This is a genomic window from Hymenobacter cellulosilyticus, assembly GCF_022919215.1.
In the GTDB taxonomy this organism is placed as follows: Bacteria; Bacteroidota; Bacteroidia; order Cytophagales; family Hymenobacteraceae; genus Hymenobacter; species Hymenobacter cellulosilyticus.
In genome coordinates, this window is record NZ_CP095046.1 from 2,068,604 (window position 1) to 2,092,016 (window position 23,413).

The 23,413-nt window shown below is 59.1% G+C and carries 23 protein-coding genes and 5 pseudogenes; 16 read left to right on the forward strand and 12 right to left on the reverse strand.

Annotated features, from left to right (window positions below; all coding sequences use genetic code 11):
• Positions 1-13 precede the first annotated feature (13 nt).
• From pheT to rny, 4 genes and pseudogenes are all read left to right on the forward strand, one after another.
• Complete coding sequence (gene pheT / locus MUN79_RS10110; protein ID WP_244677546.1) at positions 14-2,449, forward strand: phenylalanine--tRNA ligase subunit beta; 2,436 nt, start codon at positions 14-16, stop codon at positions 2,447-2,449.
• A 318-nt stretch (positions 2,450-2,767) separates the two neighbouring features.
• Entirely contained in the window at positions 2,768-3,064 is a 297-nt protein-coding gene (locus MUN79_RS10115) for a hypothetical protein (protein ID WP_100334523.1), read from the forward strand.
• Between the two features lie 31 nt (positions 3,065-3,095).
• Entirely contained in the window at positions 3,096-3,386 is a 291-nt protein-coding gene (locus MUN79_RS10120; protein WP_100334524.1) for a cell division protein ZapA, read from the forward strand.
• Between the two features lie 123 nt (positions 3,387-3,509).
• Positions 3,510-5,205, forward strand: a pseudogene (gene rny / locus MUN79_RS10125) (ribonuclease Y).
• A 111-nt stretch (positions 5,206-5,316) separates the two neighbouring features.
• On the opposite strand, the gene MUN79_RS10130 reads toward rny, so the two are convergent.
• The 3 genes from MUN79_RS10130 to MUN79_RS10140 form a co-directional block, all read right to left on the reverse strand.
• The gene (locus MUN79_RS10130) at positions 5,317-5,775 is read right to left on the reverse strand and encodes a hypothetical protein (RefSeq protein ID WP_244677547.1); all 459 of its coding nucleotides are present in this window, start codon (positions 5,773-5,775) and stop codon (positions 5,317-5,319) included.
• Positions 5,776-5,877: 102 nt separating this feature from the next.
• On the reverse strand, positions 5,878-6,558 hold the full coding sequence (locus MUN79_RS10135; RefSeq protein ID WP_244677548.1) for a hypothetical protein: 681 nt from the start codon (positions 6,556-6,558) through the stop codon (positions 5,878-5,880).
• Positions 6,559-6,587: 29 nt separating this feature from the next.
• Positions 6,588-6,848, reverse strand: coding sequence for a hypothetical protein (locus MUN79_RS10140; protein ID WP_244677549.1), 261 nt, complete (start codon positions 6,846-6,848; stop codon positions 6,588-6,590).
• A gap of 800 nt (positions 6,849-7,648) precedes the next feature.
• Here MUN79_RS10140 and MUN79_RS10145 point away from each other — a divergent pair.
• The 3 genes from MUN79_RS10145 to MUN79_RS10155 all read left to right on the forward strand — a co-directional run bounded on the left by MUN79_RS10145 (position 7,649) and on the right by MUN79_RS10155 (position 9,215).
• The gene (locus tag MUN79_RS10145) at positions 7,649-8,005 is read left to right on the forward strand and encodes a hypothetical protein (protein WP_244677550.1); all 357 of its coding nucleotides are present in this window, start codon (positions 7,649-7,651) and stop codon (positions 8,003-8,005) included.
• Positions 8,006-8,034: 29 nt separating this feature from the next.
• Positions 8,035-8,355, forward strand: a complete 321-nt coding sequence (locus MUN79_RS10150; protein ID WP_244677551.1) for a hypothetical protein — start codon at positions 8,035-8,037, stop codon at positions 8,353-8,355.
• A 422-nt stretch (positions 8,356-8,777) separates the two neighbouring features.
• Complete coding sequence (locus tag MUN79_RS10155; RefSeq protein WP_244677552.1) at positions 8,778-9,215, forward strand: hypothetical protein; 438 nt, start codon at positions 8,778-8,780, stop codon at positions 9,213-9,215.
• On the opposite strand, the gene MUN79_RS10160 is transcribed toward MUN79_RS10155, so the two are convergent.
• From MUN79_RS10160 to MUN79_RS10175, 4 genes and pseudogenes are all read right to left on the reverse strand, one after another.
• Complete coding sequence (locus MUN79_RS10160; RefSeq protein ID WP_244677553.1) at positions 9,174-9,647, reverse strand: oxidoreductase dimerization domain-containing protein; 474 nt, start codon at positions 9,645-9,647, stop codon at positions 9,174-9,176. The two genes, MUN79_RS10155 and MUN79_RS10160, sit on opposite strands and share 42 nt — an antisense overlap.
• A gap of 62 nt (positions 9,648-9,709) precedes the next feature.
• Positions 9,710-9,994: pseudogene (locus tag MUN79_RS10165) on the reverse strand (FAD-dependent oxidoreductase); the annotation flags it as partial.
• The gene (locus MUN79_RS10170) at positions 9,967-10,194 is read right to left on the reverse strand and encodes a hypothetical protein (RefSeq protein WP_244677554.1); all 228 of its coding nucleotides are present in this window, start codon (positions 10,192-10,194) and stop codon (positions 9,967-9,969) included. The gene MUN79_RS10170 and the pseudogene MUN79_RS10165, both read right to left, overlap by 28 nt.
• A complete protein-coding gene (locus MUN79_RS10175; RefSeq protein WP_244677555.1) occupies positions 10,185-10,568 on the reverse strand; it encodes an FAD-dependent oxidoreductase in 384 nt (127 codons plus the stop codon). Before MUN79_RS10175 ends, MUN79_RS10170 begins: the two co-directional genes overlap by 10 nt.
• A 158-nt stretch (positions 10,569-10,726) precedes the next feature.
• On the opposite strand from MUN79_RS10175, the gene MUN79_RS10180 reads away from it, so the two are divergent.
• Positions 10,727-11,479, forward strand: coding sequence for a hypothetical protein (locus MUN79_RS10180; RefSeq protein WP_244677556.1), 753 nt, complete (start codon positions 10,727-10,729; stop codon positions 11,477-11,479).
• A gap of 67 nt (positions 11,480-11,546) precedes the next feature.
• On the opposite strand, the gene MUN79_RS10185 is transcribed toward MUN79_RS10180, so the two are convergent.
• The 3 genes from MUN79_RS10185 to sucD all read right to left on the reverse strand — a co-directional run bounded on the left by MUN79_RS10185 (position 11,547) and on the right by sucD (position 14,390).
• The gene (locus MUN79_RS10185) at positions 11,547-12,278 is read right to left on the reverse strand and encodes a GNAT family N-acetyltransferase (protein ID WP_244677557.1); all 732 of its coding nucleotides are present in this window, start codon (positions 12,276-12,278) and stop codon (positions 11,547-11,549) included.
• 176 nt (positions 12,279-12,454) lie between these two features.
• Positions 12,455-13,423, reverse strand: coding sequence for a glycosyltransferase family 2 protein (locus MUN79_RS10190; RefSeq protein ID WP_244677558.1), 969 nt, complete (start codon positions 13,421-13,423; stop codon positions 12,455-12,457).
• A gap of 85 nt (positions 13,424-13,508) precedes the next feature.
• Positions 13,509-14,390, reverse strand: coding sequence for a succinate--CoA ligase subunit alpha (gene sucD / locus MUN79_RS10195; protein WP_244677559.1), 882 nt, complete (start codon positions 14,388-14,390; stop codon positions 13,509-13,511).
• A 369-nt stretch (positions 14,391-14,759) separates the two neighbouring features.
• On the opposite strand from sucD, the pseudogene MUN79_RS10200 reads away from it, so the two are divergent.
• Both MUN79_RS10200 and MUN79_RS10205 read left to right on the forward strand, forming a co-directional pair.
• Positions 14,760-15,734: pseudogene (locus tag MUN79_RS10200) on the forward strand (PLP-dependent cysteine synthase family protein); the annotation flags it as partial.
• 56 nt (positions 15,735-15,790) lie between these two features.
• The gene (locus MUN79_RS10205) at positions 15,791-16,216 is read left to right on the forward strand and encodes a response regulator (protein WP_244677560.1); all 426 of its coding nucleotides are present in this window, start codon (positions 15,791-15,793) and stop codon (positions 16,214-16,216) included.
• Between the two features lie 79 nt (positions 16,217-16,295).
• Here the strand turns inward: MUN79_RS10205 and ade are convergent.
• Positions 16,296-17,947, reverse strand: a pseudogene (gene ade / locus MUN79_RS10210) (adenine deaminase).
• A gap of 332 nt (positions 17,948-18,279) precedes the next feature.
• On the opposite strand from ade, the gene MUN79_RS10215 reads away from it, so the two are divergent.
• The 6 genes from MUN79_RS10215 to MUN79_RS10240 all read left to right on the forward strand — a co-directional run bounded on the left by MUN79_RS10215 (position 18,280) and on the right by MUN79_RS10240 (position 22,629).
• Positions 18,280-18,960: a hypothetical protein gene (locus tag MUN79_RS10215; RefSeq protein WP_244677561.1), complete on the forward strand. Its 681-nt coding sequence runs from the start codon at positions 18,280-18,282 to the stop codon at positions 18,958-18,960.
• Positions 18,961-18,970: 10 nt separating this feature from the next.
• Entirely contained in the window at positions 18,971-19,363 is a 393-nt protein-coding gene (locus MUN79_RS10220; protein ID WP_244677562.1) for a hypothetical protein, read from the forward strand.
• Positions 19,364-19,397: 34 nt separating this feature from the next.
• Positions 19,398-20,135, forward strand: coding sequence for a (d)CMP kinase (gene cmk / locus MUN79_RS10225; RefSeq protein ID WP_244677563.1), 738 nt, complete (start codon positions 19,398-19,400; stop codon positions 20,133-20,135).
• Positions 20,136-20,193: 58 nt separating this feature from the next.
• Positions 20,194-21,081 (forward strand): 4-hydroxy-3-methylbut-2-enyl diphosphate reductase, encoded by an 888-nt coding sequence (locus MUN79_RS10230; protein WP_244677564.1) that lies wholly within the window; start codon positions 20,194-20,196, stop codon positions 21,079-21,081.
• A gap of 96 nt (positions 21,082-21,177) precedes the next feature.
• Positions 21,178-21,735: a DUF502 domain-containing protein gene (locus tag MUN79_RS10235; protein WP_244677565.1), complete on the forward strand. Its 558-nt coding sequence runs from the start codon at positions 21,178-21,180 to the stop codon at positions 21,733-21,735.
• Between the two features lie 99 nt (positions 21,736-21,834).
• Positions 21,835-22,629, forward strand: a complete 795-nt coding sequence (locus MUN79_RS10240; protein ID WP_244677566.1) for an alpha/beta fold hydrolase — start codon at positions 21,835-21,837, stop codon at positions 22,627-22,629.
• A gap of 177 nt (positions 22,630-22,806) precedes the next feature.
• Here the strand turns inward: MUN79_RS10240 and MUN79_RS31800 are convergent.
• Positions 22,807-23,375 (reverse strand): annotated as a pseudogene (locus tag MUN79_RS31800) (O-acetyl-ADP-ribose deacetylase).
• Positions 23,376-23,413: the final 38 nt, after the last annotated feature.

Genomic DNA, 23,413 nt, shown 5'->3' on the forward strand with positions numbered 1-23,413 from the left:
TTGACTTCTACCGATGAAAATATCCCTCGACTGGCTCCGCACCCTGATTCCGACCGACAAATCCGCCGTGGAACTCGGCCAGCTGCTTACCGGCTCCGGCCTGGAAGTAGAGGGGATTGAGGAACTGGAAAGCATCCCCGGCGGCCTGCGCGGCCTGGTGCTGGGCACGGTGCTCACCTGCGAAAAGCACCCCGACGCCGACAAGCTCAGCCTGACCACCGTGGACGTGGGCGACGGTACGCCCCGCAATATCGTGTGCGGCGCGGCCAACGTCCGGACCGGTCTGAAAGTGGTGGTAGCCCTGGAAGGCGCCCAGCTGTACCCGGTGAGCGGGGAGCCGTTCAAAATCAAGAAGTCCAAGATTCGCGGCGCGGCTTCCGAAGGCATGATTTGCGCCGAGGATGAAATTGGCCTGGGCACTTCCCACGCCGGCGTCATGGAGCTGGACACCGACCTGCCCAACGGTACGCCGGCCGCCGAGTACTTCGGTCTGGGCTCCGACTCGGTTTACGAAATCGGCCTGACGCCCAACCGTGCCGACGCGGCCTCGCACTACGGGGTGGCCCGGGAGCTGCGCGCCCTGCTGCGCCAGCCCTGCCAGCTGCCCGACATCAGCCAGTTTCACGCTCCGGCCTCGGCCGAGCAGAACATTACGGTTGAAATTCAGGACGCGGAAGCCAGTCCGCGCTACGCCGGTCTGCTGCTGGAGAATGTGCAGGTAGGCCCGTCGCCGGAATGGCTGCAGCGCCGCCTGCGCAGCATCGGGTTGTCGCCCATCAACAACGTGGTAGACGTGACCAACTTTGTGCTCCACGAACTGGGGCAGCCCCTGCACGCCTTCGACGCCGACCAGATTACGGGCAACAAAATCATCGTGAAGCGGGCCGCGGAAGGAGAGAAGTTCATCACCCTGGACGGTACCGAACGAACCCTGAAAGCCGCCGACCTCGTCATTGCCGATGCCAATGGCGCGCCCATGGCCCTGGCCGGCGTGTTCGGGGGCAAAACCTCCGGCGTGTCGGACGCTACCACCCGCGTGTTCCTGGAAAGCGCCTACTTCCAGCCGGCGGCCGTGCGCAAAACCTCCCAGGTACACCAGCTCAAAACCGACGCTTCGTTCCGCTTCGAGCGGGGCACCGACCCGCACATGGTGCCCGTGGCCCTGAAGCGCGCTGCCCTGCTGCTCCAGGAAGTAGCCGGCGCTACTATTGCCGCGCCCATCGTGGATGAGTACCTGCAGCCCATCAGCCACACGCCCGTGCGCCTGCGCCTGCCCCGCGTCGAGCGGCTGGTGGGCCAGTTCATTGCGCCCGAACGGATCCGTCAGATTCTCACCGACCTCGACATTCTCATTGCCGAAGAAAGCACCGACGCAGCCGGCCACGCTGAGTGGATCTTGAGCGTGCCCCCGCACAAGGTGGACGTAACCCGGGAGGCCGACGTTATTGAGGAAATTCTGCGCATCTACGGCTACAACCACGTAGCCTTGCGGCCCCACAACTCGGCCTCTTACCTGGCCAAATTCCCCAACCCCGACCCCGAAGTGCTGCGCCAGAACACGGCCCGTCTGCTCAGCGGCCAGGGTTTCTCGGAAATCATTACCAACTCGCTGACCAACTCGCTTTACTTTGAGAAAGAAGGGGAGAAGGACGAGACCCTGGTGCCGGTGCTCAACTTCAACAGCGCCGACCTGAACGTGATGCGCCCCACCATGCTGCACTCCGGCCTGGAAATTATCCGCTACAACGTCAACCGTCGGCAGCGCGACCTGAAGCTCTACGAGTTCGGCAAAACCTACCACCGCGAAGCCGAGGGCAAGTACACCGAGAAAAACAAGCTGGTTATCTTCCTGAGTGGCAATGCCGCCGCCGAAACCTGGCAGCAGAAGTCGGATAAAGCAACTTTCCACCAGCTGGCTGCCGCCGTGCAGCAGGTTCTGGCCTCCTTCGGCTTTGCCCAGCCCGCTTCCCAGTCCGTGCAGCACCCGTATCTGGCCGGCGGCCTCACCTTGCTGGCCCAGAACCAGCCGGTGGCCTACCTGGGCGCCGTGTCGCCCGCCATCCTCAAGCGCCTCGATGTGAGCCAGGCCGTGTGGTACGCCGAGCTTGACTGGGACTGGCTCATGAAGAAGTACAAAAACACGCTCACCGCGAAGGAATTAGCCAAGTTCCCCGAGGTGCGCCGGGACCTGTCGCTGGTTGTCGACCGGACCGTGACCTTCGACCAGCTCCGCCAGATTGCCCAGCGTACCGAGAAGAAGCTGCTGCAAAGCGTGAACGTGTTCGACGTGTACGAGGGCGAAAACCTGGGCGCGGGCAAGAAGTCGTACTCCGTCAGCTTCACCCTGCAGGACCCCACCCAGACGCTCACCGACCAGGCCATCGACTCCGTGATGCAGCGCCTTATCGGCCAGTTCGAAAAGCAGGCCGGGGCACTGATCCGGAAGTAAGTATAACAGGACGTCATGCTGAGCTTGTCGAAGCATCTTTACCGCTTCGTTGCTCACTAAGGAACGTCATGTCGACCAACGGGAGACATCTCGCGTGCTGAGGTTACAAGAGTAATCGGGTTACCATTGCACGCGAGATGTCTCCCGTTGGTCGACATGACCGTTTAGGTTACGCTATTTGCAACTCTACACAAGTAAACTCCCTGGCCCTTTTTGGTGTTAAGGGCGGTTGACTTCCAGACCTAAAGCACAACTTTAACTGCGAAGTACCAGAGCCCGTAACTTCGTCTTACATTAGCCTTCAAAAATTTCTGTTCGATGGCCTCTTCCAAGCAACTTGCCCAACTAGACCGCTTAGAGCGTCAGGTGACGTCTTTAGTAGCTGCCTATCAGGGCTTGCGCGAGGACCTGGCCGATGCCCAGACCACCATTCAACAGCTCCGGGCCGACGTGCGCGACCGGGAGCGGCAGTTGAAGGATTTCCAGAATCAAGAGAATATCGCTAAACTTGTCAATACCATAGCAGGGGAACCTGCCAACGCAAACGAGCTGAAACTTCGCCTCAACGAATATATCCGCGAAATAGATAAGTGCCTTGCCTACTTGAGAGAGTAACAAACCTTACATCCCACGACTGCTGCTCCCGATGAGCGAACTTTCCATCAAAATACGCATTGCCGACCGGGATTACCCTATGCGGGTAGCACCCCAGGAAGAGGAGCGCCTGCGCATGGCAGGCCGCCTCTTGGGTGAGCGGATCAAGGAATTTCGCGAGCAGTACGGCATTCAGGACAAGCAGGATCTGCTGGCCATGATTGCCTTGTCCACCATGGCTGACAGCTTGAAAGTCAGCAAGGAAAAGGACGGCACCGATGCGGCTCTCACCGAACGCCTCGCGCGTTTGGACGAGCTGCTTTCGGGAGTGGTGCTGGGCTAAACGCACTGGCGCCGGCATAGTTTCAGACTCGAATCGGGTGGGGCAATCGGCTCCGCCATTCGTTCGTCGTCGGCAGTATTTTCCGTGTTATGGTTTTTCCCCACCCCCTAAAACCATAGCTCAATGCCCGACATTTTGTATATCATCCTGGCCGCCGTGCTTGCCCTTGTGGTCGGCGTCGTGGTCGGCAGGCAGTTGGCCGGCAAGGCCCGCCTGGACCACGAAGCCGACGCCAAAGCCCGCGCCCAACAGATCATTCAGGAGGCCGAAACTCAGGCCACCCGCACCCGCGACGAGCGGATTCAGCAGTCGAAAGACAAATTCCGTCAACTTAAAAACGAATTCGAGCAGGAAAGCAAGCGTCAGAAGCAGGAGCTCGAAGCCGAGCTGACCCAGCGCCGCCAGGGAGTGGTCGAGCAGGAGCAGAGCATCAAGCAGCTTACCCTGACCACCCAGCGCCAGCTCGAGCAAATTCAGAAAAAGGAGCAGGACATGGACGCCCTGCGCGAAAAGCTCCAGAACGAGTCGCAGCAGCAGCGCGAACGGCTGGAGGCCCAGGAAGAAAAGCGCCGGGCCACGCTGGAAACCCAGCTGGCCAAGCTTCAGCAGCGCGAGCAGGAAGTAGAAGAGGAGCTGGAAAGTACCCGCGAGTCGCTCAACGCCCAGCTCAGCCAGGTGCAGCAGCAGCTGGAAACAATTTCGGGCCTGACCGCTGCCGAAGCCCGCGAGCAGCTGGTGGAGTCGCTCAAAAACGAAGCCCAGATTCAGGCCAGCTCCTACATCAAGGACGTGGTGGCCCAGGCCAAGCTTTCGGCTACCAAGGACGCCAAGAAAGTGGTGCTCGAAACTATTCAGCGCACCGCCGCCGAACACGCCATTGAGAACTGCGTGTCCATCTTCAACATCGAATCGGACGACGTAAAAGGTAAAATCATTGGCCGTGAGGGCCGCAACATCCGCGCCCTGGAAGCCGCCACCGGCGTCGAAATCATCGTCGACGACACCCCGAGGCTATCATCATCTCCGGCTTCGACCCCGTGCGCCGCGAAGTTGCCCGCCTGAGCCTGCACCTGCTCGTGAAAGACGGCCGCATTCACCCGGCCCGTATCGAGGAAATCGTCGCCAAAACCCGCAAGAACATCGACGAGGAAATTGTTGAAATCGGCGAGCGGACCATTATCGACCTGGGCATCCACGGCCTGCACCCCGAGCTAATCAAGATGGTGGGCCGCATGCGTTTCCGCTCATCCTACGGCCAAAACCTGCTCCAGCACTCGCGCGAAGTAGCCAACCTCTGCGCCACGATGGCCGCCGAGCTGGGCCTCAACGTGAAGCACGCCAAGCGAGCCGGCCTGCTGCACGACATCGGTAAAGTAAGCACCGAGGAGCCCGAGCTGCCCACGCCATCCTGGGTATGGAGATGGCCAAGAAGTACAAGGAGCACCCTGATGTGGTTAACGCCATCGGCGCCCACCACGACGAAATCGAGATGACGGCCATGATTTCGCCCCTCGTGCAGGCCTGCGACGCCATTTCTGGCTCCCGTCCCGGCGCCCGCCGCGAGATGATGGAAAGCTACATCAAGCGCCTCAAGCAGCTCGAAGAAACCGCTGTGTCGTTTGATGGCGTGCTGCAGTGCTACGCCATTCAGGCCGGCCGCGAACTGCGCGTGATGGTCAACGCCGACAACGTCACCGACGAGCGCGCCCAGGAGCTGAGCTACGAAATCTCGCAGAAAATCGAGAAGGAAATGCAGTACCCTGGCCAGATCAAAATCACGGTAATTCGCGAAATGCGCGCCGTAGCCTACGCCAAGTAAGCTGCTCGTATTTATATCAAGCAAAAGCCCCCGCAACGGAAGTCGCGGGGCTTTTACGTTAAGTCTGGCGCGGGTTTAGCGCAGCGTAACGCGTGACATTTTAAGTATGTATCAGCGAAGGTTCAGACTGTGACTCTTTCGCCATAAAGAAATTACTTTTTCAAAGAATGCTCTTTTCTCCTGAGTATCTCCGTCAACATAGGCCCTGAATTTCGTTCCGTTCTTCGAGGTAATGATCATATAAGGACAATCGAAATAAGGTACTTTGTACACTGTATCAATTGAAACTATATCCTTATAAAAGGAAAATTTAATTTCAGTTTTTGCCGGTTGGTCCTCCAGCCAATAGCGTGCTATTCTCTTGTCTGTGAAAAAGCTGCCTGCACGACTTTTCTTATAGTTAGAGTAGAAATAAACAATCTGTTCGTCTTTATCCAACAAGCCGAGAGAGGTAATAAGATTGGTTGTCTCCGCATCTAATGCATTGCCTGGTTCAATCTTTTCACAGCTTGTAAAGAGGATTAATAAAACGAGGCACCATACCTGGATAAAAACGGAAATTCTAGGCATTTCAAGGGTTAGCTAGTGATACACATTCCTTATTCCATTCCTCAAATAAACAAAAAAGCAGGCGGCGCCCACGCCCCGCCTGCTTCCCAAAAGCACTAGTACCTACTTACACCACCCGCCGCACCACAATCGTCGCCTCCCCGCCGCCTTCCCCGCAAACCGCCCTACCAGATACCGCGCCGTCTCCGGCCCCAGTGCCGCCCGCGTTACCACCGTCACCTGCCCCGCCGCGCACGTCTGCGGCGTCGTTTCGGCCCCGTCCTTCTGCGCCATCCATAGCAGCAGCGCATTGCCCGAGCGGTTTTCCACCGTCAGCGTGTAGGCCGCCCCATAGTTCGTATCCGCCAGCCGCACAGCCTGCCCGTCCTGCCGGTGCAACAAGAGCCGGCGCACCACCCGCGGCTTGGCCCCGATGCCCTCCGCCGCCGGCCGACCCGTCGGCACCGTCCGCCGCTTATTCGCATCCCGAAAAGCCCGATACAGCTCCTCCCAACGCGGATTTGGGTCCGTCCGCATTCCCGCCACCAGCCGTTCCATTAGCGCCAGCTGTGCCCGCAGCCGCGTCAGCAGCTCCGGCAGCGCCAGCGTGGCCAGCCGCGTCCCGCTTTTCACCTCCCACTGATTTTCGGCCGCTTGCTCAAAGGCCGTAGCTGCTGTCAGGGGCGCCTGTAGCACCGGCACCGTAATCCGAAACCGCGTCAGCGCCGCCGCGGGTAGCGCCTGCGCCCGCTCCACCAGCGCCCTGACGGCGGCCACATCCTCCGCCGCGTGTCCGTAGCGCACATCCGTGTAGGTTAGCGTCAGCGCCTGCTTCAGCCCAGGTCGCCCACGCTCAGCGCATACGCCACCGCCCGATCCGAGAGCGTGGCCGCCGTCCGCGCCAGCTCTTCCCGCAATTCCTCCTTACTGGTCGTCACCCAGGCCGTTTCCTGTTGCTGCGCCCCCGCCCGTTGCCCAATGGCTGCCACCAACTCTGCCCGCGCCTCATTGGCCTCCTTCAGCGGCGCAAAATCTTCTACCTCCACCTCATAATTGGCCAGTGCCAGTCCCACGCGCTGCGCACTTTCCAACACCGCACTTTCTCGATTTTTCATACTTCAATAAACATTAGATGAATGCTATACTATCGGGAATATACCAGAGCTCAGCTTAATAGCAAGGGTCTGAATCGTAAGTCATTCGCATCCCTGTCCACTGCATGTTGGCCCGGCCTAACTAGGCAGATAGTACCGGATACAAAGCCGCAGTTAGCCTACCAAAGTCACACGTCATTATCCGGAAGGCATGTGCTACTGCCCCAAAGTCGCGAATCACTACTCCAAAGCTTCCTGTCACCGTCTCAAAGTCACGTGTCACTAAGCCAAAGTCGTGTAGCACCGCCCCAAAGTCATCCATAACTGCCTTAAAGTCCTATGTTCCTACTTTAAAGTTCTATAGCATCACTCCAAAGTCGTACAGCACCCTCCCAAAGTCTCTTACAAGCACACCAAAGCCCCCATCCGCTCCCAAAATCACCTGCCCGGCACTAATCGCACCGATTCAGCACCTCACCCCACCCCCCACCAACGAAGTATTCACCCGCCCTAATAGCAAATACAATGTCTAATGTAAGCAAATGCCCATCCGCTAAAAACACCGATCAAAGCTTACAAAGTAAATTTATTACCCCCATCTAGCAGCTCAAACAAGCTTTTTGTAAAGTCCCATAAAGTTAAAATCTCGTTTCCAGCGCGAGAGCCGCCGCAGTACGTTTGATTCATTCTTCACCACCACCGGCTGCCTCACCATACATCCATGAAATCTATTACTACTTACCTCGCTACGTTTTGCCCCTTGCTATGCTGCTGGCTACCAGCTGCACCGTGTATACCCCATGCAGCCTACCGTTTCCACCATCCGGGCCCAGGGCGAAACGGAACTGGTCGCCAGCCTGCAGCCCAAAGGCCGCCTCGAAGCCAGCGTAGTACATAGCCCCTTGCCCCACCTGCTCGTCTCGGCCGCCGGTTCCTTCCGCCCCAAGCTCGGCGATTCTACCTATGCCGCCACCCGGCAGTGGGAGGCTGGCGTGGGCACCTACTGGAATCTAGGTCCCCATTGGTCGGTTACCGCTTTGGCCGGTGGCGGCCACGCCTACGTCGACAAGTCCTTCAAGCCTTTCCAGTTGGGTGGCTATTCTTCCCCATCGAATACCAGGGCCGCTACCGTAAACTGTTCGGGCAGGTTGGCTTAACACGTCAGGTAGAGAACCGCGCGTTTGGGGTGGTATATCGTCTGGCCGACATTCAGTTCGACCAGCTTGTGTATTCCCCGGCCTACTCCACCCAGTCTGTGAACCTGGCCAACCGCGACATGACCCGGCACGAGGTGCTCTTGTTCCAACGCTTTGGCTTCGGGGAGCAGCAGCGCTGGCAGATACAGCTCACCGGCGGCCTCTCCGTCGATGGCCAGGCCCGCAATACCGGCACAGTACCGGATAACACCTATCAGGAAAACCGCACGGGCCGGCCGGTCTTGCTGGCTAGCGCCGGCGTAGTGTTCAAGCCCACGCTGCTGCGTAAAAAACAGCCCGTGCAACCATAAGTACTACCCATAGGGTCTAAGGTGTACCTCAGCAAACTACTGCTATCCTTACTGTACACCTATGCCTTCAACGCTACGCTTATCTTCTTGTGGGCTATTATTACCGCTGCTATTAAGCGCCTGCACCGTTTACGCCCCCATGCTGCCCGCTACGCCTCAATTGAGCGACAAAGGCCAGGCCGAGGTGCAGGCCACCACCTTTCTGAACGGTCGCTGGGAAGGAGCCGCCGCGTATTCGCCCTGAAGCACGTGCTGGTACGAGCCGCCGGCGGCTTCCGCAATGACTCCAACGACACCACCTACTTCCGCATCCGGCAGTACGAAGTCGGCCTGGGTGGCTATTATCCCTGGGCAAGCACTTTCTGGTAACTGGCCTGGGCGGTTTCGGGCAGGCCGTCAGCCGCCGCGGCTACGAGCAAACCATGCTCTTCAACGGTGACCCCTACTTAGTCGATTTCAACGCGCGCTACAACAAGATCTTCGGAGAAATAGCCGCCTCCTACCGCAACCCGTGGTTTACCACCGGCACCACGTTCCGTATTATCCAGGCCCGCTTCAGGTCTCTGCTCTATAATGGCGAGCCGCTCGGCCTGCACAGCATGACCCGCATTGAGCCTCTTTTCTTCGTGCGGTTTGGTGGCGACGAAGGCGTCATGCGCTGGCTGCAGGTGCAGGCTTCCGGCGGCCTGTCCGGCGTCCCCATCAGCACGTTTACCGTGGATGAGAGCAACCCCGCGAGTTTGAGTACAGGCGCATTCGGCAGGGGCAGATGGTTTTGGGCATCAGCCTCATTTTCTACCCACACCGGCTTGCCCAGCCTACGGAGTAGGGTCCTGCAGCTTGCTGAACACGTTGTTTAGCCCTTCCGCCCAGGTCGGGTGAGCAATAACCATGTTCTGCAGCTGAGGGTAGCGCAGCTTGCCCATCATCACCAGCTGAAACATGGTCATGATTTCGCCGCCTTCCGCCCCCAGAATGGCCGCCCCGATAACGCGGTCCTGCCCATCGACCAGCACTTTCCAGAAGCCCAGGGTACGGCCCATTTCGCGGGCCCGCCCAATGGTACGCACCGGCATGCTGGCCACCCGGTACCGGATGCCCTGCTCCCGGGCCTGCTTCTCGTTGAGCCCGATGCGGCCCAGCTGCGGGTCCGTAAATACGGTGTAGGGCAGGGGCCGCTGCTTGGCCGAGCGCCACGTGCGGTGCAGCAGTCCGTCGCGCACCACGCGGTAGTCGTCGTAGCTGATGTGGGTAAACTGCGGTCCGCCGTGCACGTCGCCGAGGGCGTACACCCCTTAGCCGCCGTTTCCAGGCGGTTACTGACCTGGATGTACCCCTTCTCATCCGTCTTGACCCCGATAATGTCCAGGCCCAGCTTGTCGGAGTTGGGCACCCGACCCGTGGCGATGAGCAGGTGCGTGCCGCGCAGCCGCCGTTCGCCCGTGCGCGTGTGGGCCGACAGCGTAATAACTCCCTCAGCATTATGCGACACGTGGTGAGCCTTGGCGCCTAGCACAAATTCTATTCCCTCAGCCGCCAGTATTTCCTCCATGGCAGCGCATACGTCGTCGTCCTCGTGCTCCAGCAGGTGCGTGTCCGAGCCCACGATGGTTACTTTGCTGCCAAACCGGCGAAACATCTGCCCAAATTCCAGCCCGATGTAGCCCCACCCAAAATCAGCAGGTGCTCGGGTAGCTCCTGCAGGTCCAGCAGCTCGGTGGTGGTCAGGTACGGCACGTCGCTCAGGCCCGGCAGCTCGGGCAGGGCCGCCCGGGTGCCGGTGTTGATAAAGATGAGCGGCGCTTTGATTTCCTGAGCGGTTTTGTCGGCTAGCTGCACCTGCAGGGTGCGGGGGCGCTGAAAGCTGCATGGCCGTGCAGCACCGTAATGCCTTGGTGTTCTTCCGTCAGGTTGGCCCGCACCCCTTTGCGGGAGCGTTGAACAATGGCATCCTTGCGTGCTATAACGGCTGGAAAGTCTACCTCGGGCTCGGTGCTGCGAATACCGTATTCGTCGGCAGTACGCAGCTGATGAGCCCGCTCGGCCGCCGCCAGCAGAGCCTTGGTGGGCGAGCAGCCGTAGTTGATGCAGGAGCCGCCCAGATGATTTTCCTCAATCAAAGCCACGGTGCGGCCGGCTTCGGCGAAGGCTGTTGCCAGTGGGTTGCCGGCCTGGCCCGAGCCGATAATTACAACATCGTACGAAGTAGGCATAAAAAGCAGAAATTGGCAGAACAAACGAGGCCCGCACGCGGCCGTCCCGCGCCCTGTTGAGCTTAAGTATTAAACTCTATACGCGGGCCTGCTGGAGTAGCCGCCCCGGGCGCCGGGGTTTTTGTGTTTTCTTCGACTATTCTGCCTTTCTTGCGGCTATGACGGTTTTGTTGCGGCTCCGGCTGCTGAGTATTTTGGTAGGATTGAGCGGTTGCTCGTCGTTGTATTTCCCGCCCCCGCCCCAGGCGCCGCTGCTCACCCAGAAAGGCGAGTTCAGCGGGGGCATTCACACCAATTTCAGCCAGAATACCGCCCTGCAGGGTGCTTACGCCCTCGGCGACCATATCGGGGTGCAGGGCAGCGCCTCCTTTCTCCGCTCCGACAAAAAGCAGTCATTCTTCGGTAGCAAAAACAACCGCAAATACGAGGAGCACGACTTCGGCGAGCTGGGCCTGGGCTACTTCACCCGCATGCGCGACGAGCGGGTTCTGGAATTTTACGGGGGCTACGGCTTTGGGCACGGTAAGCGCACCGAGCGCAGTGAGGGCGTCACTCAGACCTTCGACGGCGACCTGTCGAAGTACTATCTGCAGGCCAATTTCAGCAAGAAGGAAAGCAAGACCTGGCACTTTTTCGACCGGGACTGGCCCGTGTCGTACGGCATGGCGCTGCGGGCCAGCTACGTGCAGCTGCACGATTTTACCATCGACGGCAAGCCCCAGCCGATGGAGGACAACGTGTTTCTGGAACCCATCAGCTTTACCCGAATCAGCGTGCTGGGCCCTATTCAATTTCAAATGATCAGCGGCAGCAACTTCGGGCTACGTCACCGGCGGTACCTGAAGGCGGCCAACTCCGTGTTTCAGCTCGGTATCATCGTGAACCTGGGCGGGCAGGAGGGAAGACGGTAGGACTTGCCGCAAAAAAGCCCCGGCCTGCAGGTTGGGGCTTTTTTGCGGCAAATAGCAGAGGAGAAAGTTACTGGGTAGCCGGGAGCTGAATCCCGCTAGCTGCCATTTTCTGACTAAGCAACGCATTGATGTGCACGGTGCAGTAGGAGCGGGCCGGAAACAGGCCCATGCGTGCCCAGGCGCGTTGCACACCGTGGTTTTGCACCTGAGTAGTGGCTCTAACCCGTCGCAGACCCTGATCCTGCATGTACTGCTTGGTATAGTTGAGCAGGTCGACGTACAGGTTCTTGGCCGGGATATTAGGACGGGCCCCAAAGATAATTCCCTCGCCATACGTCTCATGCACCTCGTTGGTAGCATACGCCACAGCTTGTCCGTCGAGGTAAAATATAAAGCAAACCCGCTTGTCGCCGGGCTCTAGGGCGCTGAGGGCCCACTCTTTATACCCGGCCAGCACCAGTTCGGGGTCAAACAGGGGGTTGCTGTTGTAATGGGTACGGTAATCTTTAAAGCTAAGGTCAACTAGTTCCTCTAGTACGGCTCTGTCTGCCATAGTCCCGTGGTGCACCTCCAGGCGCGTGTTGCGCAGGGGAGCAGCGGGATACTCGCGCAAGTCACCATCAAACGAGACGAGGGTATCGGCTACTATAGTTGGAAACGGAAGCAGGTTTAGCTGGGATAATTGATGTTGCTGGCTGGTAGGCAGGCGCAGAATGGCCACATCGGCCCGCTCATCCACAATAGTGCGGAGCAACTCATACGGCTCAATTTTGGAAAAAGAGCCGCGCAAAATGCGCATTCCGAAGCGCGCACTTTCTAAAGGACTGTACTGTAATGACATAAGCGGAGAGAGGAGAGTAATGTACTTAGCGGAGTAAAATGGTGAGCCCCACTACAATTCTTTGCAATTTACAATACTGTTCAGGTATAGATGCAATAAGAAGGCTGTTTACCTAACTTTTATTTGCAGCGTTTTCAGGAAATCTCCGCCGCCGTGCCTACTTCCTCGCGCACCACGTAAAGCGGCCGGTTTTTGACTCCCTCGAACGTGCGGCCCACGTAAAGCCCCACCAAGCCCAGTCCTGCCAGCATGAGGCCTCCCAGCAGCCACAAACTCAGCAGCACGGCCACCACCCAGGATCTGGTACCCCAGCCGGCCGACCACCGCCAAGTGGTTAGTACCACTCCTCCCAGCAGGGTTGTAACCACGATGCCCGTGCCCAACTTGACGAGCAGGCGCAGAGGTTTGTCGCTGTAAGCCAGGATTATATTAAATGCCATCCGAACAAGCTGGCTGAACCGGTAGCTGCTCTTGCCATGGGTGCGGGCGGCGTGCTGCACGTCGAGGGCGCCTTGCCGAAACCCCAGCCAGCGCACCTGTAGCGGGAAAGCGCGCGTGGGCTCCCGCAGTAGCCGCAGCCCCGCCACCACTCGCTGATGAAAAATGCCGAAGTTGCCCGTCGCCGGGTCCTGGCGCGGCCCTCCGAGCCAGCCCAGCACCCGGTGAAATGCTTGGCCGCCCCACTGCTTGGTAGCCGTATCCTGCCGGTCGGCCCGGCGCCCAAATACAACATCCAGACCTTGGCTTCGGGCGTACTCGTACAGGTTGGGAATTTCCTCAGGCATGTCCTGCAGGTCGCAGTCCATCACCACCACCCACTCGCCCGAAGCCCGGTCGAGGCCGGCGGTAATGGCCGCGTGCTGCCCAAAGTTGCGGCTCAGACTAAGGCCCAGCACGCATGGGTCGTGGGCCGCCAGCCCCTCGACCAGGCTCCAGCTATTATCCGGGCTGTGGTCGTTTACCAGAATAATTTGGTAGTCAGCCGTGAAGCTCGTTAAGGCCGTAGTCAGGCGGCGGTGAAGCTCTGGTAGGCACTCGGCACAGCCATACACTGGAATAACAACCGAAATGGAAGGCCGAGCAGGGGCTGGTGCAGCAATCATGGCTGAAGGGAGGCTAGTTTCAGCGAAAAAGGCCCCGGCAACAACCGGGGCCTTTTTCGCTGAAAACCGCAAAGGGTTTAAAAATCTACTTGTTGCCTAGTACGCGCAGCATCGTGTCGCCAATCTCGGCGGGTGAGTCCACTACGTGGATGCCGCACTCGCGCATGATGGCCATTTTGGCAGCAGCCGTGTCATCGGCACCACCTACGATAGCACCAGCGTGGCCCATGCGGCGGCCGGGAGGAGCCGTCTGGCCGGCGATGAAGCCAACGACGGGCTTCTTGTTGCCGGTTTCCTTGATCCAGCGGGCAGCCTCAGCTTCCATACCACCACCGATTTCGCCGATCATCACGATGCCCTCGGTCTCGGGGTCGTTCATGAGCAGTTCTACGGCTTCCTTGGTGGTCGTGCCGATGATGGGGTCACCACCGATGCCGATGGCCGTGGTCTGGCCCAGGCCGGCCTTGGTCAGCTGGTCTACCGCTTCGTAGGTCAGCGTGCCCGACTTGGAAACGATACCGACGCGGCCTTTCTGGAAGATAAAGCCGGGCATGATACCCACTTTGCACTCGCCGGCGGTCATGACGCCGGGGCAGTTGGGCCCGATCATGCGCAGGCCCTCGCGGCCTTTCAGGTACTCCTTCACCGCAATCATGTCCTTGGTCGGAATGCCTTCGGTGATGGTTACGATAACCTTGATGCCGGCATCAGCGGCTTCCATGATGGCGTCGGCGGCGAAAGCCGGGGGCACAAAGATGATGCTGGTGTCGGCACCGGCTTTCTCAACGGCTTCAGCCACGGTGTTGAACACGGGACGGTCGAGGTGGGTGCTGCCGCCTTTGCCGGGCGTTACGCCGCCAACCACGTTGGTGCCGTACTCAATCATCTGCTGGGCGTGAAACGAGCCTTCGGAGCCCGTAAAACCCTGCACAATCACTTTGGAATCCTTGTTGACCAGAACGCTCATTCGGAGAAGTGTTAAAGGCTACTATCAATTTGGGGTGGGAGCCAGCGGCCTGCTGGCTACCGGTGTGCAAAAGTAGCCTTTTTTGGGGGTGCAGCAAGCCGCCCGCGCAATCGGTTGTCAGTCAGAAAGCAGGAAGCTAGTCAGGATATCATTCCGGCGACCAAACGCAGTAGGCCAAGAAGGCATTGATCGAGTTTTTGGGCTCGACTAGAACCAGTCCAGTCTACGAAGTTGTTGCCGGTGCCTAGAGCTGCGCCGGCCGCCGCAGCCGGCCTGTTCGGAAAAGCAGAACGGGGCTTAGGGCTCCGCCGGCAAATCCGTACCTTTGCGGTCCTCTCACTCAAAAAAACACCGCTTACCTCTCTCGCAATGTATTTGAATCATATCGTTGAGGCCATCGGCAACACGCCTCTGGTGAAGCTCAACAAAGTCGCCGACGGCATCAAGGGTACGGTCCTGGCGAAGGTAGAATATTTCAATCCCGGCAACTCGGTAAAGGACCGGATGGCCATGAAAATGATTGAGGACGCCGAAAAAGCCGGTATTCTCAAGCCCGGCGGCACCATCATCGAGGGCACCAGCGGCAACACCGGCATGGGCCTGGCCCTGGGTGCTATTGCCAAAGGCTACAAGTGCATCTTCGTGATGAGCGACAAGCAAAGCAAGGAGAAGCAGGACATTCTGCGGGCCGTCGGCGCCGAAGTAGTGGTTTGCCCCGTCGACGTAGCGCCTGAAGACCCCCGCTCGTACTACTCGGTAGCCAAGCGCCTGAGCCAGGAAACGCCTAACTCGTTTTATCCCAACCAGTACGACAATATGTCGAACACGGCGGCGCACTACGAAAGCACCGGTCCCGAAATCTGGAAGCAAACCGAAGGCACCATCACACACCTGGCCTGCGGCGTGGGAACGGGCGGTACCATCTGCGGCACGGCCAAGTACATCAAGGAGCAAAAGCCCGAGCTGGTAACCGTGGGCCTGGACACCTACGGCTCCGTATTCAAGAAGTACAAGGAGACCGGGATTTTCGACGAAAACGAAATCTACCCTTATAAGACCGAGGGCATTGGGGAAGATATTCTTCCCAAAAATGTTAACTTTGACCTGATTGACTTGTTTATCAAAGTCACCGACCAGGACGCAGCCGTGATGACTCGGCGGCTGGCCAAGGAAGAAGGCCTGTTTGTGGGCTGGTCATGTGGCTCGGCGGTGCACGGCGCGCTTGAGTACGCCAAAGAGCATTTGAAAGAGGAGGACGTGATGGTCATCATTCTACCTGACCATGGCACGCGTTACCTCGGCAAAATCTACAACGACGACTGGATGCGCGAGCAAGGCTGGTTGTAACAGAATCCCCCTGTTTGCGTTAGGCAGGGCTTACGCTTTCAACGGACAATCATATGCCTAAGAAACTGCGCAATGTGGTGCTGGTCGATGACAACGAAACGACTAGCTTCCTCAATAACCGTCTGCTCAGCCGCCTCGACGTGGCCGATAAGGTCTATACCTTTTCCCGCGCCGAGCAGGCCTACGACTTTCTCTGGGGCAATGGCACGGACCGGACCAGCTCAATGGAGCCCGACGCTCCGCAGCTGGTATTCGTGGACCTGAAGATGCCCGGTATGGACGGCTTCGAGTTCCTGGAACAGTACAGCCAGCTACCCGACGACATCAAGGAAAAGACGGTAATGGCCGTGCTGACGACTTCCATGCACTCGGCCGATACGGCCCGGGTGGCCAAGTACGAAGGCGTAGAATACCTAGCCAAGCCCCTGACCGAAGAAAAGATGCGGAAGCTGCTCGACAAGCGCTTCGTAACGAACTAAGCTCAACAACTGAATTAGATAAAAGGCCGCTGCAAGTTCTTGCAGCGGCCTTTTTATGTTCGGCTCGAATCGAGCAGTTTTATACCACAGCCTCCACAAAGCGGAATGCCTCGCCGTCGAACAGGCCTTTGTCGCTGAGCTTGAGGCTGGGAATTACTAGCAGGGCCATGAACGACAGGGTCATAAACGGGGCTCCCAGCGGGCTACCCAGGCGCTTCGACAAGGCATCAACGGCAGCATAAGCTTCGGCTACGTGGTAGCCCGGCTGGTCCGACATGAGGCCGGCGACGGGCAAAGGCAGCAGAATTTCCTCCCCATTGGGACCCACGGCGGCCAGGCCGCCCTTGGCTTCCATCACCAAGGTCACGGCCCGGGCCAGGCTTTCATCGTCGCAGCCCACGGCGGTGATGTTGTGAGAGTCGTGGCCCACGCTGGAGGCCAGAGCGCCCTGCTTTAGCCCAAAGCCCGTGATGAACGACACGGCCGGCGCGGCGGGCTGGTAGCGGTTCACCACGGTCAGCTTCAGAATATCATTAGTCACATCAGGCACCACCAAGCCGTTTTCAACCTTGGCCGCTACGTCGTGGCGGGCCGTGATGAGCTGCCCGTCGAAGCACTCAATAACGCGCACCGTGGCCGCGGGAGCCGGGGCGGGCAGCGCAAAATCCCGGGCTGTGACGGGCTGGGCGTGGAAATTGTTGACGACGGCCACGGGCACGGAGGCAATGCGGGTTTCGCCGTTTTCGGCTACCAGAACGCCATCCAGGTAAGTCTGGCGTACCAGGAAGTCCTGCAGGTTGTCTACCACGATGAAGTCGGCCGGGTCGCCTTCCCGCAGCAAGCCAACGGGCAGCTTATAGTGCAACACCGGGTTGAGGCAGGCCACGCGCAATACCTTCAGGACATCTTGCCCGCGGGCCACAGCGCGCTGCACCAGCTGGTTGATGTGGCCCAGCACCAGCGTATCGGGGTGCTTGTCGTCGGAACAGAACATCATGTGCTCGTAGTGTTCGGGCAGCAGGTCAATCAGGGCCTCGAAGTTGCGGGCCGCCGAGCCTTCCCGAATCAGGATTTTCATGCCTACGGCCAGCTTATCCAGGGCTTCTTCGGCCGTAAAGCACTCATGGTCGGTGCTGATACCGGCTTCGGCGTAGCGGCGGGCATCGTCGCCGCGCAGGCCGGGGGCGTGGCCATCCACGGGGCGGCTGTAGCGTTGGGCCAGGGCAATTTTCTGCATCACGTCGGCGTCGCGGTGCAGCACGCCGGGCCAGTTCATCATTTCCGCCAGGTAGCCGATTTCCGGGTTCTGAAACAGCTGCTCAATGTCGGCAGCCGTTATTTCGGCCCCGGCCGTTTCAAACGGCGTAGCCGGTACGCACGAGGGCGCGCCAAAGCAGAACTTGAACGGCACCGCCCGGCCACTTTCCAGCATGTATTCCACGCCGGCCACGCCCAGCACGTTCCCGATTTCGTGGGGTCGGACACCGTAGCCACCGTGCCGTGCGTCACGGCCAGGCGGGCAAACTCGGCCGGCACCAGCAGGGAACTTTCTACATGCACGTGCGCGTCCACAAACCCGGGTAGGGCATAAGGCAGCGTGGCATCGGGTGCCGCGGCCGAATCCAGGGCTATGGCCTGAACCTTGCCCCCACTCACGTGAATAGTACCGGGAAGTATGGTGTTCGAAAACAGATTGATAACGTTGGCGCGCAGGCTGAAATCGGCGGGCATAGGGCAGCAGGAAAGAAGGGGGAAAGTTGAGCTTGAGCAAAGGCGAACGGGTAAAGAACCGTATATTTGCCGAAAATCCGTGCCGGTGAGAAAGATTGTGACTTTGCTGTTGGCCGCCTTGATAGCAGGTTCGGGCCTTACCCTGACGAGCTGTGCCCAGCGCACCGTTCAGCAGAAAAAAACAGCTTCCTTTAAGCGCAAAGCCAAATTCGGCAAAGTCCCTTGTCCCTGCGATAGTCACTAATCCGGTTAAAATACTTGGCCGGACCGCCTCCCCGTGCCCGTTTGATCTGAACCCGCGTCCTCCCTTTGTGAACTACTTCCGCGCCCTTGTGCCTGTGCCCCCCAACTATCTGCTGGCCGCTGTGCTGGTGGTGGCCGGGCACTTCGTCGGGCTGGGGCAGCGGCGGCCACACGCGGCATTTATTCCGCCCACGTCTTACGACGAGCGCACCCGCAACCCCACGCTGCGCTACGAGCCCGGTGGCCGGCCCGGCACGTTCCGCGGCCTCGACGGCGCCTGGCACCCGGTGCAGATTGCCGACTGGCTGCCCGACCGGGTGTATCTGAACGAGAGCGGCAATTATTACCGGGCCTACTCACCCGAGGAAATGACGGCCTTTGTGCTCAGCGATTCGGACACGGTAATCACGGTAGCGGGCGTGGCTCCTGGCAAGCTGGGCGTGCTGCCCGTAGCCTTCGGGCGGCAGATGTTCCGCGGTGCCGGCATGCAGTTGGTCGACGTTTCTGAGCCGGTGACTTCCCTTATCAGCGTGTTTATGCGGCCGCATAAGCTGCTGCTGCGCAAAAATGCCGGCGACTGGGTGTTGCTGCCTAAGCAAAAGGCCATACTGCAGCCCTTGCTGTTGGTAATGCTGGCTGATGCTCCGCCTTTGGTAGCCCAGGTGCAAGCCAAGCGCGTAGGGCGTTGGCAGGTAGAGCGCCTGCTGCGGCAGTACGCCGATTTTCGAACTACGCAATTTTTGCAAACGGCTGCTCAGCCGCGTCCTTAGCCTGTAGCCTATGTCTTCTGAAAATCCTTTGATTGCCCTGCGCAAAGCCGCGGAAGCCGTGCGCCAGCAGCTTCAGGTAAACGAGTTCGATGCCGTCGGTGTGGAGCGTCTCGATACGTTTATCAATGAGCAGCGCGCCAGCATCAAGGAAGCCGAGCGCGAAGGCGTAATTTCGGCCCTGGGCTGCTTTCTGGGCCAGTGCCTGGTGAGTACTTACCAGGGCGAGTGGGCCCTGGGCCCCGACAAAAGTACCGGCGTCGGTATCGGCGGCCAGCATTTTTTTAACCCCTTCTACCGCGTGTCGCAGCAGCTGGCTCATGGCCAAAAAGAGTCCGTTGCCGTATTCTTCGCGGGTGTACCTGAACGCTTGGCCGTCGTGCCCCGTCGTAAAAATTGGATTTAGTGAATTCTACCAGCCCCAGCCCACCGACTTTGCCATGAGAAAAATCGTCATTGCCATCGACGGCTACTCTTCCTGCGGCAAGAGCACCACGGCCAAAGCCGTGGCGGCCGAGCTGGGCTACGCCTACATTGATACCGGGGCCATGTACCGGGCCGTAACGCTTTATTTGCTGGAGCGCGACATTGCCTTCGACGATTTGCCCCGCGTGGAGCAGGCTCTGCACGACATTCATATTGCCTTCAAGCGCAACCGCAAAACCGGCCGCAACGAGCTTTGCCTCGACGGCGTGATTCGGGAGGATGAAATCCGGCAGATGCGCATTTCCAACTCCGTGAGCGAAGTGTCGGTCATTCCGGCCGTGCGCCACACCCTGGTAGCTCAGCAGCAGCGCATGGGCCGCAAGCGGGGCGTGGTCATGGACGGGCGCGACATTGGCACCACCGTTTTTCCCGATGCCGAGGTCAAGATCTTTATGACTGCCGACGTGGAAACCCGGGCCCGCCGCCGACAGGAAGAGCTGGCCCTGAAAAATGAGCAGGTAGAGCTCGAAGAAATTGTCGAAAACCTGCGCAAGCGTGACTACATTGACTCGACCCGCACCGAAAGCCCCCTGCGCCGCGCCTCCGACGCCGTCTTGCTCGACACGACCCACATGATGATTGACGAGCAGGTTGATTTCGTGCTGGAGCGTGTGTCGGCCCGGCTGTTTGAGCGTAGCGTGCTGGCTATTACGGGCGGTGAGGAACGCAACGCTTCTGGAGCTGGTCTATAAAAAATAAGGGCGCGAATGTTGCTGTCAGCGCCGCGTGTTTGCTACTGAAGGAAGAGTCATGAACGTCACGATAGATAAAAATTCGGGGTATTGTTTCGGAGTTGAATTCGCTATTCAGATGGCGGAAGACGAGCTGGCGCACGAGCCGACTTTATACTGCCTGGGCGATATTGTGCACAACCGCATGGAGGTGGAGCGCCTGCACCAGCAGGGTTTGCGCATCATCGAGCGGGAGCAGCTTCAGAACCTGCACGACTGCAAGGTGCTAATCCGGGCCCACGGCGAGCCGCCGGAAACCTACGAGCTGGCGTTGCGCAACAACCTCGAGTTGATTGACGCTTCGTGCCCGGTGGTGCTCAAGCTGCAAAACCGCGTGAAGCACGCCTTCGACAGTACTACCCGCCAGAATGGGCAGATTGTCATCTACGGACAGCCCGGCCACGCCGAGGTAACCGGCCTCAACGGGCAAACCGGCAACCGCTCCATCATCGTGATGACCGAAGCCGACCTCGACCAGATTGACTTTGCCCGGCCCGTGACCCTGTTCAGCCAAACTACCAAGAGTACTGCGGGCTTCTACCACATGAAGGCGCTCATCGAACAGCGCATTGCCGCCGCCGGGGGCAGCCTGGACGCCTTCGACGCCAATGACAGTATCTGTCGGCAGGTCAGCAACCGGGAGCCCGCCCTGCGCAAATTTGCTGTGGACTACGACGTGGTGCTGTTCGTCAGCGGCCGTAAGAGCTCCAACGGCAAGGCTTTGTTCAGCGTCGTAAATCAGACGAATCCGCGCAGCTACTTTATCGAAAACGAACAGGAACTGGACGAGACCTGGCTGCAGGGCACCCACAGCGTGGGCATCTGCGGGGCTACCAGCACCCCAATGTGGCTGATGCAGCGCGTGGCCGACCGGGTTGCGCAGATTGCCGAAAGCCTGCCGGTATAGCGCCGGGGCGGAGCTAAAAACTCTGATTTCCTACTCGCAAACTTCGTTACTTGCCCGGCCGGTTTTGGCCGGGTATTTTTTTGCCTTTTACGCGCTATGAGCAGGTTTTTCAACTACTTCCTGAACGGGTTCCTCATCGTGGCGCCCATCAGCCTGACGATTTACATCCTGGTCGCCGTCTTCAACTGGCTCGACCATATGTTTGACCTGAGCTGGGACGGCAGCCACATTCCGGGTTTGGGCCTGCTCATTATCGTGGCCATGGTAACGGCCGTGGGCTTTATTGCCAAGTCGTTTATGGTGCGGCCTTTTCTGGTGCTGGCCGAGCGGATTCTGCACCGCACGCCGCTGGTAAGCATCATCTACTCCAGCCTCAAAGACCTGCTCGACGCCTTCGTGGGCGACAACCAAAAGTTCAACCAGCCCGTGCTGGTGCTCATGAACAAGGCCACGCAGTGCTACAAGATGGGCTTCGTAACCCAAACCAGCATGACCGTAATTCACCGCGAGGCGCTGATGGCCGTGTACTTTCCGCACTCCTACAACTTCTCCGGCGAGCTGGTACTCGTGCCCGCCGACAACGTGAGCTACCTCGACCTGCCCAGCAGTGACGTCATGAAATTCATTGTTTCCGGCGGCGTTTCCCGGCTCTAGCTTGAGCAGCCGATAAGCTCAAAATAGGAAGAAATGTGGGGCCCGCCACCAGCGCCGGCCGGTTTCTGCCGTACTAACGGGTCTATTCTTCCTTGACCCATGAAAACCACGCTGCATTTTCGCAAGTACGGGGCTGGGCCGCGGGTAGTGCTGGCGTTTCACGGCTACGGGCAGAACGAAGGCCACTGGCGCGGCATGGCCGCCATGCTGGGCGCCGACGTGACGCTCTACGCCTTCGACCTGTTTTACCACGGCCAGAGCAAGTTGGCTAAAGCCGATGCACCCCTGCGCAAAAAACGCCTGGGCGAGCTGCTGGGCCAGTTTCTGTCGGAGCATAACATCGAACATTTCGGGCTGCTGGCCTTCAGCATGGGCGCCAAGTTTGCCCTGACAGCCGTGGAACACTTCCCCGATAAGGTGGAAAAGATCTGGCTGATTGCGCCGGACGGCATCAAAACCCAGTTCTGGTACGCCCTGGCTACCTACCCGCCCTGGATGCGGGGCGTGCTGGGCCGGGCTGTGCTGCGCCCCGAGCGGCTGCTGCGCTTTATTAACACGCTGGCCCAGCGCCGGCTGGTCGACTCGGGGCTGGTACGCTTTGCCGAGTGGCAGCTGGAAAGTCGGGAGAAACGCCTGCGCGTGTACCGCAGCTGGGTCGGGTTTCGCCACCTCGTATTCGACACCCGGCGGCTGGCTTTCTTACTAAACCAGCGGCCCACGTCCGTCACGTTTTTTCTGGGCAAGTACGACCGGGTTATTCCCCACGCCGGCTTGCAGGAGTTCATTGCTTCCCTTCGCAACGCCCACACGGTGCTTCTGGAAGCCGGCCACGCGGGTTTGATCTACGACGTAGGCAGCTACCTGCGCCGCCACCTGGAGGAAGTGAAATGGTAAGCCAACATGTCATTGCGAGGAAGCATGACGAAGCAATCCGTCTTCTGAAATGTGCGGAGTTGCCTGAAGTGAAAAGCCCTTTACTATTGCGGTAGTAAAGGGCTTTCTGAGTAAAGGTCATTTGTCACTAGTAGAGGACGGATTGCTTCGTCATGCTTCCTCGCAATGACACGTTTTTTACTTGCCTAATTCCTGCTCATACAGCCGAGTGCTTTCGTCGTCGAAAGTGACGAATACGACGGTGTTCGGTAGCTCATGACTTTCCAGAAACTCTCGGACTTCGCGCACGGCAATGGCGGTGGCTTCGGGTTTGGGGTAGCCATAGTCGCCGGTGCTGATGGCGGAAAAGGCCACGCTTTCGAGGTGGTGGTCGGCGGCTAGCTGCAGGCTGGAACGGTAGCAACGGGCCAGCAGTTCGGGTTCCTGCTCGTGGCACCGTGCCAGATGGGCCCAACCGTGTGAATAACTTTCTGACTGGGCAATTCCCCAGCGTTGGTCAGCACAGCTTCGCCGATAGGCAGCCCGTCGGGGTAGCGCTGGACCCGAATCTGGCGGCACTCTTCCACAATGGCCGGGCCCCCGGCCTTGTGAATGGCCCCGTCGACGCCCCCGCCGCCAAGGATGGTGGAGTTGGCCGCGTTAACGATGGCCGTAGTATCAAGTTGGGTAATATCACCCTGGTAAAGCAACAGGCGGCCAAAGGCCCGGGTTTGGGTGCCCCAGGCAGAGGAGGTGGTAACTGACATACGGATACAGTTGATTCGGTACAAAAGCCGGGTAGTTC

Bases quoted from the DNA above. Each gene is read 5' to 3' on its own strand.
- pheT (WP_244677546.1), top strand. From the start codon at position 14: ATGAAAATATCCCTCGACTGGCTCCGCACCCTGATTCCGACCGACAAA.
- MUN79_RS10130 (WP_244677547.1), bottom strand. From the start codon at position 5,775: ATGCCTAGAATTTCCGTTTTTATCCAGGTATGGTGCCTCGTTTTATTA.
- MUN79_RS10180 (WP_244677556.1), top strand. From the start codon at position 10,727: ATGACGGTTTTGTTGCGGCTCCGGCTGCTGAGTATTTTGGTAGGATTG.
- MUN79_RS10240 (WP_244677566.1), top strand. From the start codon at position 21,835: ATGAAAACCACGCTGCATTTTCGCAAGTACGGGGCTGGGCCGCGGGTA.
- cmk (WP_244677563.1), top strand. From the start codon at position 19,398: ATGAGAAAAATCGTCATTGCCATCGACGGCTACTCTTCCTGCGGCAAG.
- MUN79_RS10230 (WP_244677564.1), top strand. From the start codon at position 20,194: ATGAACGTCACGATAGATAAAAATTCGGGGTATTGTTTCGGAGTTGAA.
- MUN79_RS10155 (WP_244677552.1), top strand. From the start codon at position 8,778: ATGCTCTTCAACGGTGACCCCTACTTAGTCGATTTCAACGCGCGCTAC.
- MUN79_RS10220 (WP_244677562.1), top strand. From the start codon at position 18,971: ATGTCTTCTGAAAATCCTTTGATTGCCCTGCGCAAAGCCGCGGAAGCC.
- MUN79_RS10190 (WP_244677558.1), bottom strand. From the start codon at position 13,423: ATGATTGCTGCACCAGCCCCTGCTCGGCCTTCCATTTCGGTTGTTATT.
- MUN79_RS10185 (WP_244677557.1), bottom strand. From the start codon at position 12,278: ATGCGCATTTTGCGCGGCTCTTTTTCCAAAATTGAGCCGTATGAGTTG.
- MUN79_RS10115 (WP_100334523.1), top strand. From the start codon at position 2,768: ATGGCCTCTTCCAAGCAACTTGCCCAACTAGACCGCTTAGAGCGTCAG.
- MUN79_RS10145 (WP_244677550.1), top strand. From the start codon at position 7,649: ATGCAGCCTACCGTTTCCACCATCCGGGCCCAGGGCGAAACGGAACTG.
- MUN79_RS10235 (WP_244677565.1), top strand. From the start codon at position 21,178: ATGAGCAGGTTTTTCAACTACTTCCTGAACGGGTTCCTCATCGTGGCG.
- MUN79_RS10120 (WP_100334524.1), top strand. From the start codon at position 3,096: ATGAGCGAACTTTCCATCAAAATACGCATTGCCGACCGGGATTACCCT.
- MUN79_RS10205 (WP_244677560.1), top strand. From the start codon at position 15,791: ATGCCTAAGAAACTGCGCAATGTGGTGCTGGTCGATGACAACGAAACG.
- MUN79_RS10175 (WP_244677555.1), bottom strand. From the start codon at position 10,568: ATGCCTACTTCGTACGATGTTGTAATTATCGGCTCGGGCCAGGCCGGC.
- sucD (WP_244677559.1), bottom strand. From the start codon at position 14,390: ATGAGCGTTCTGGTCAACAAGGATTCCAAAGTGATTGTGCAGGGTTTT.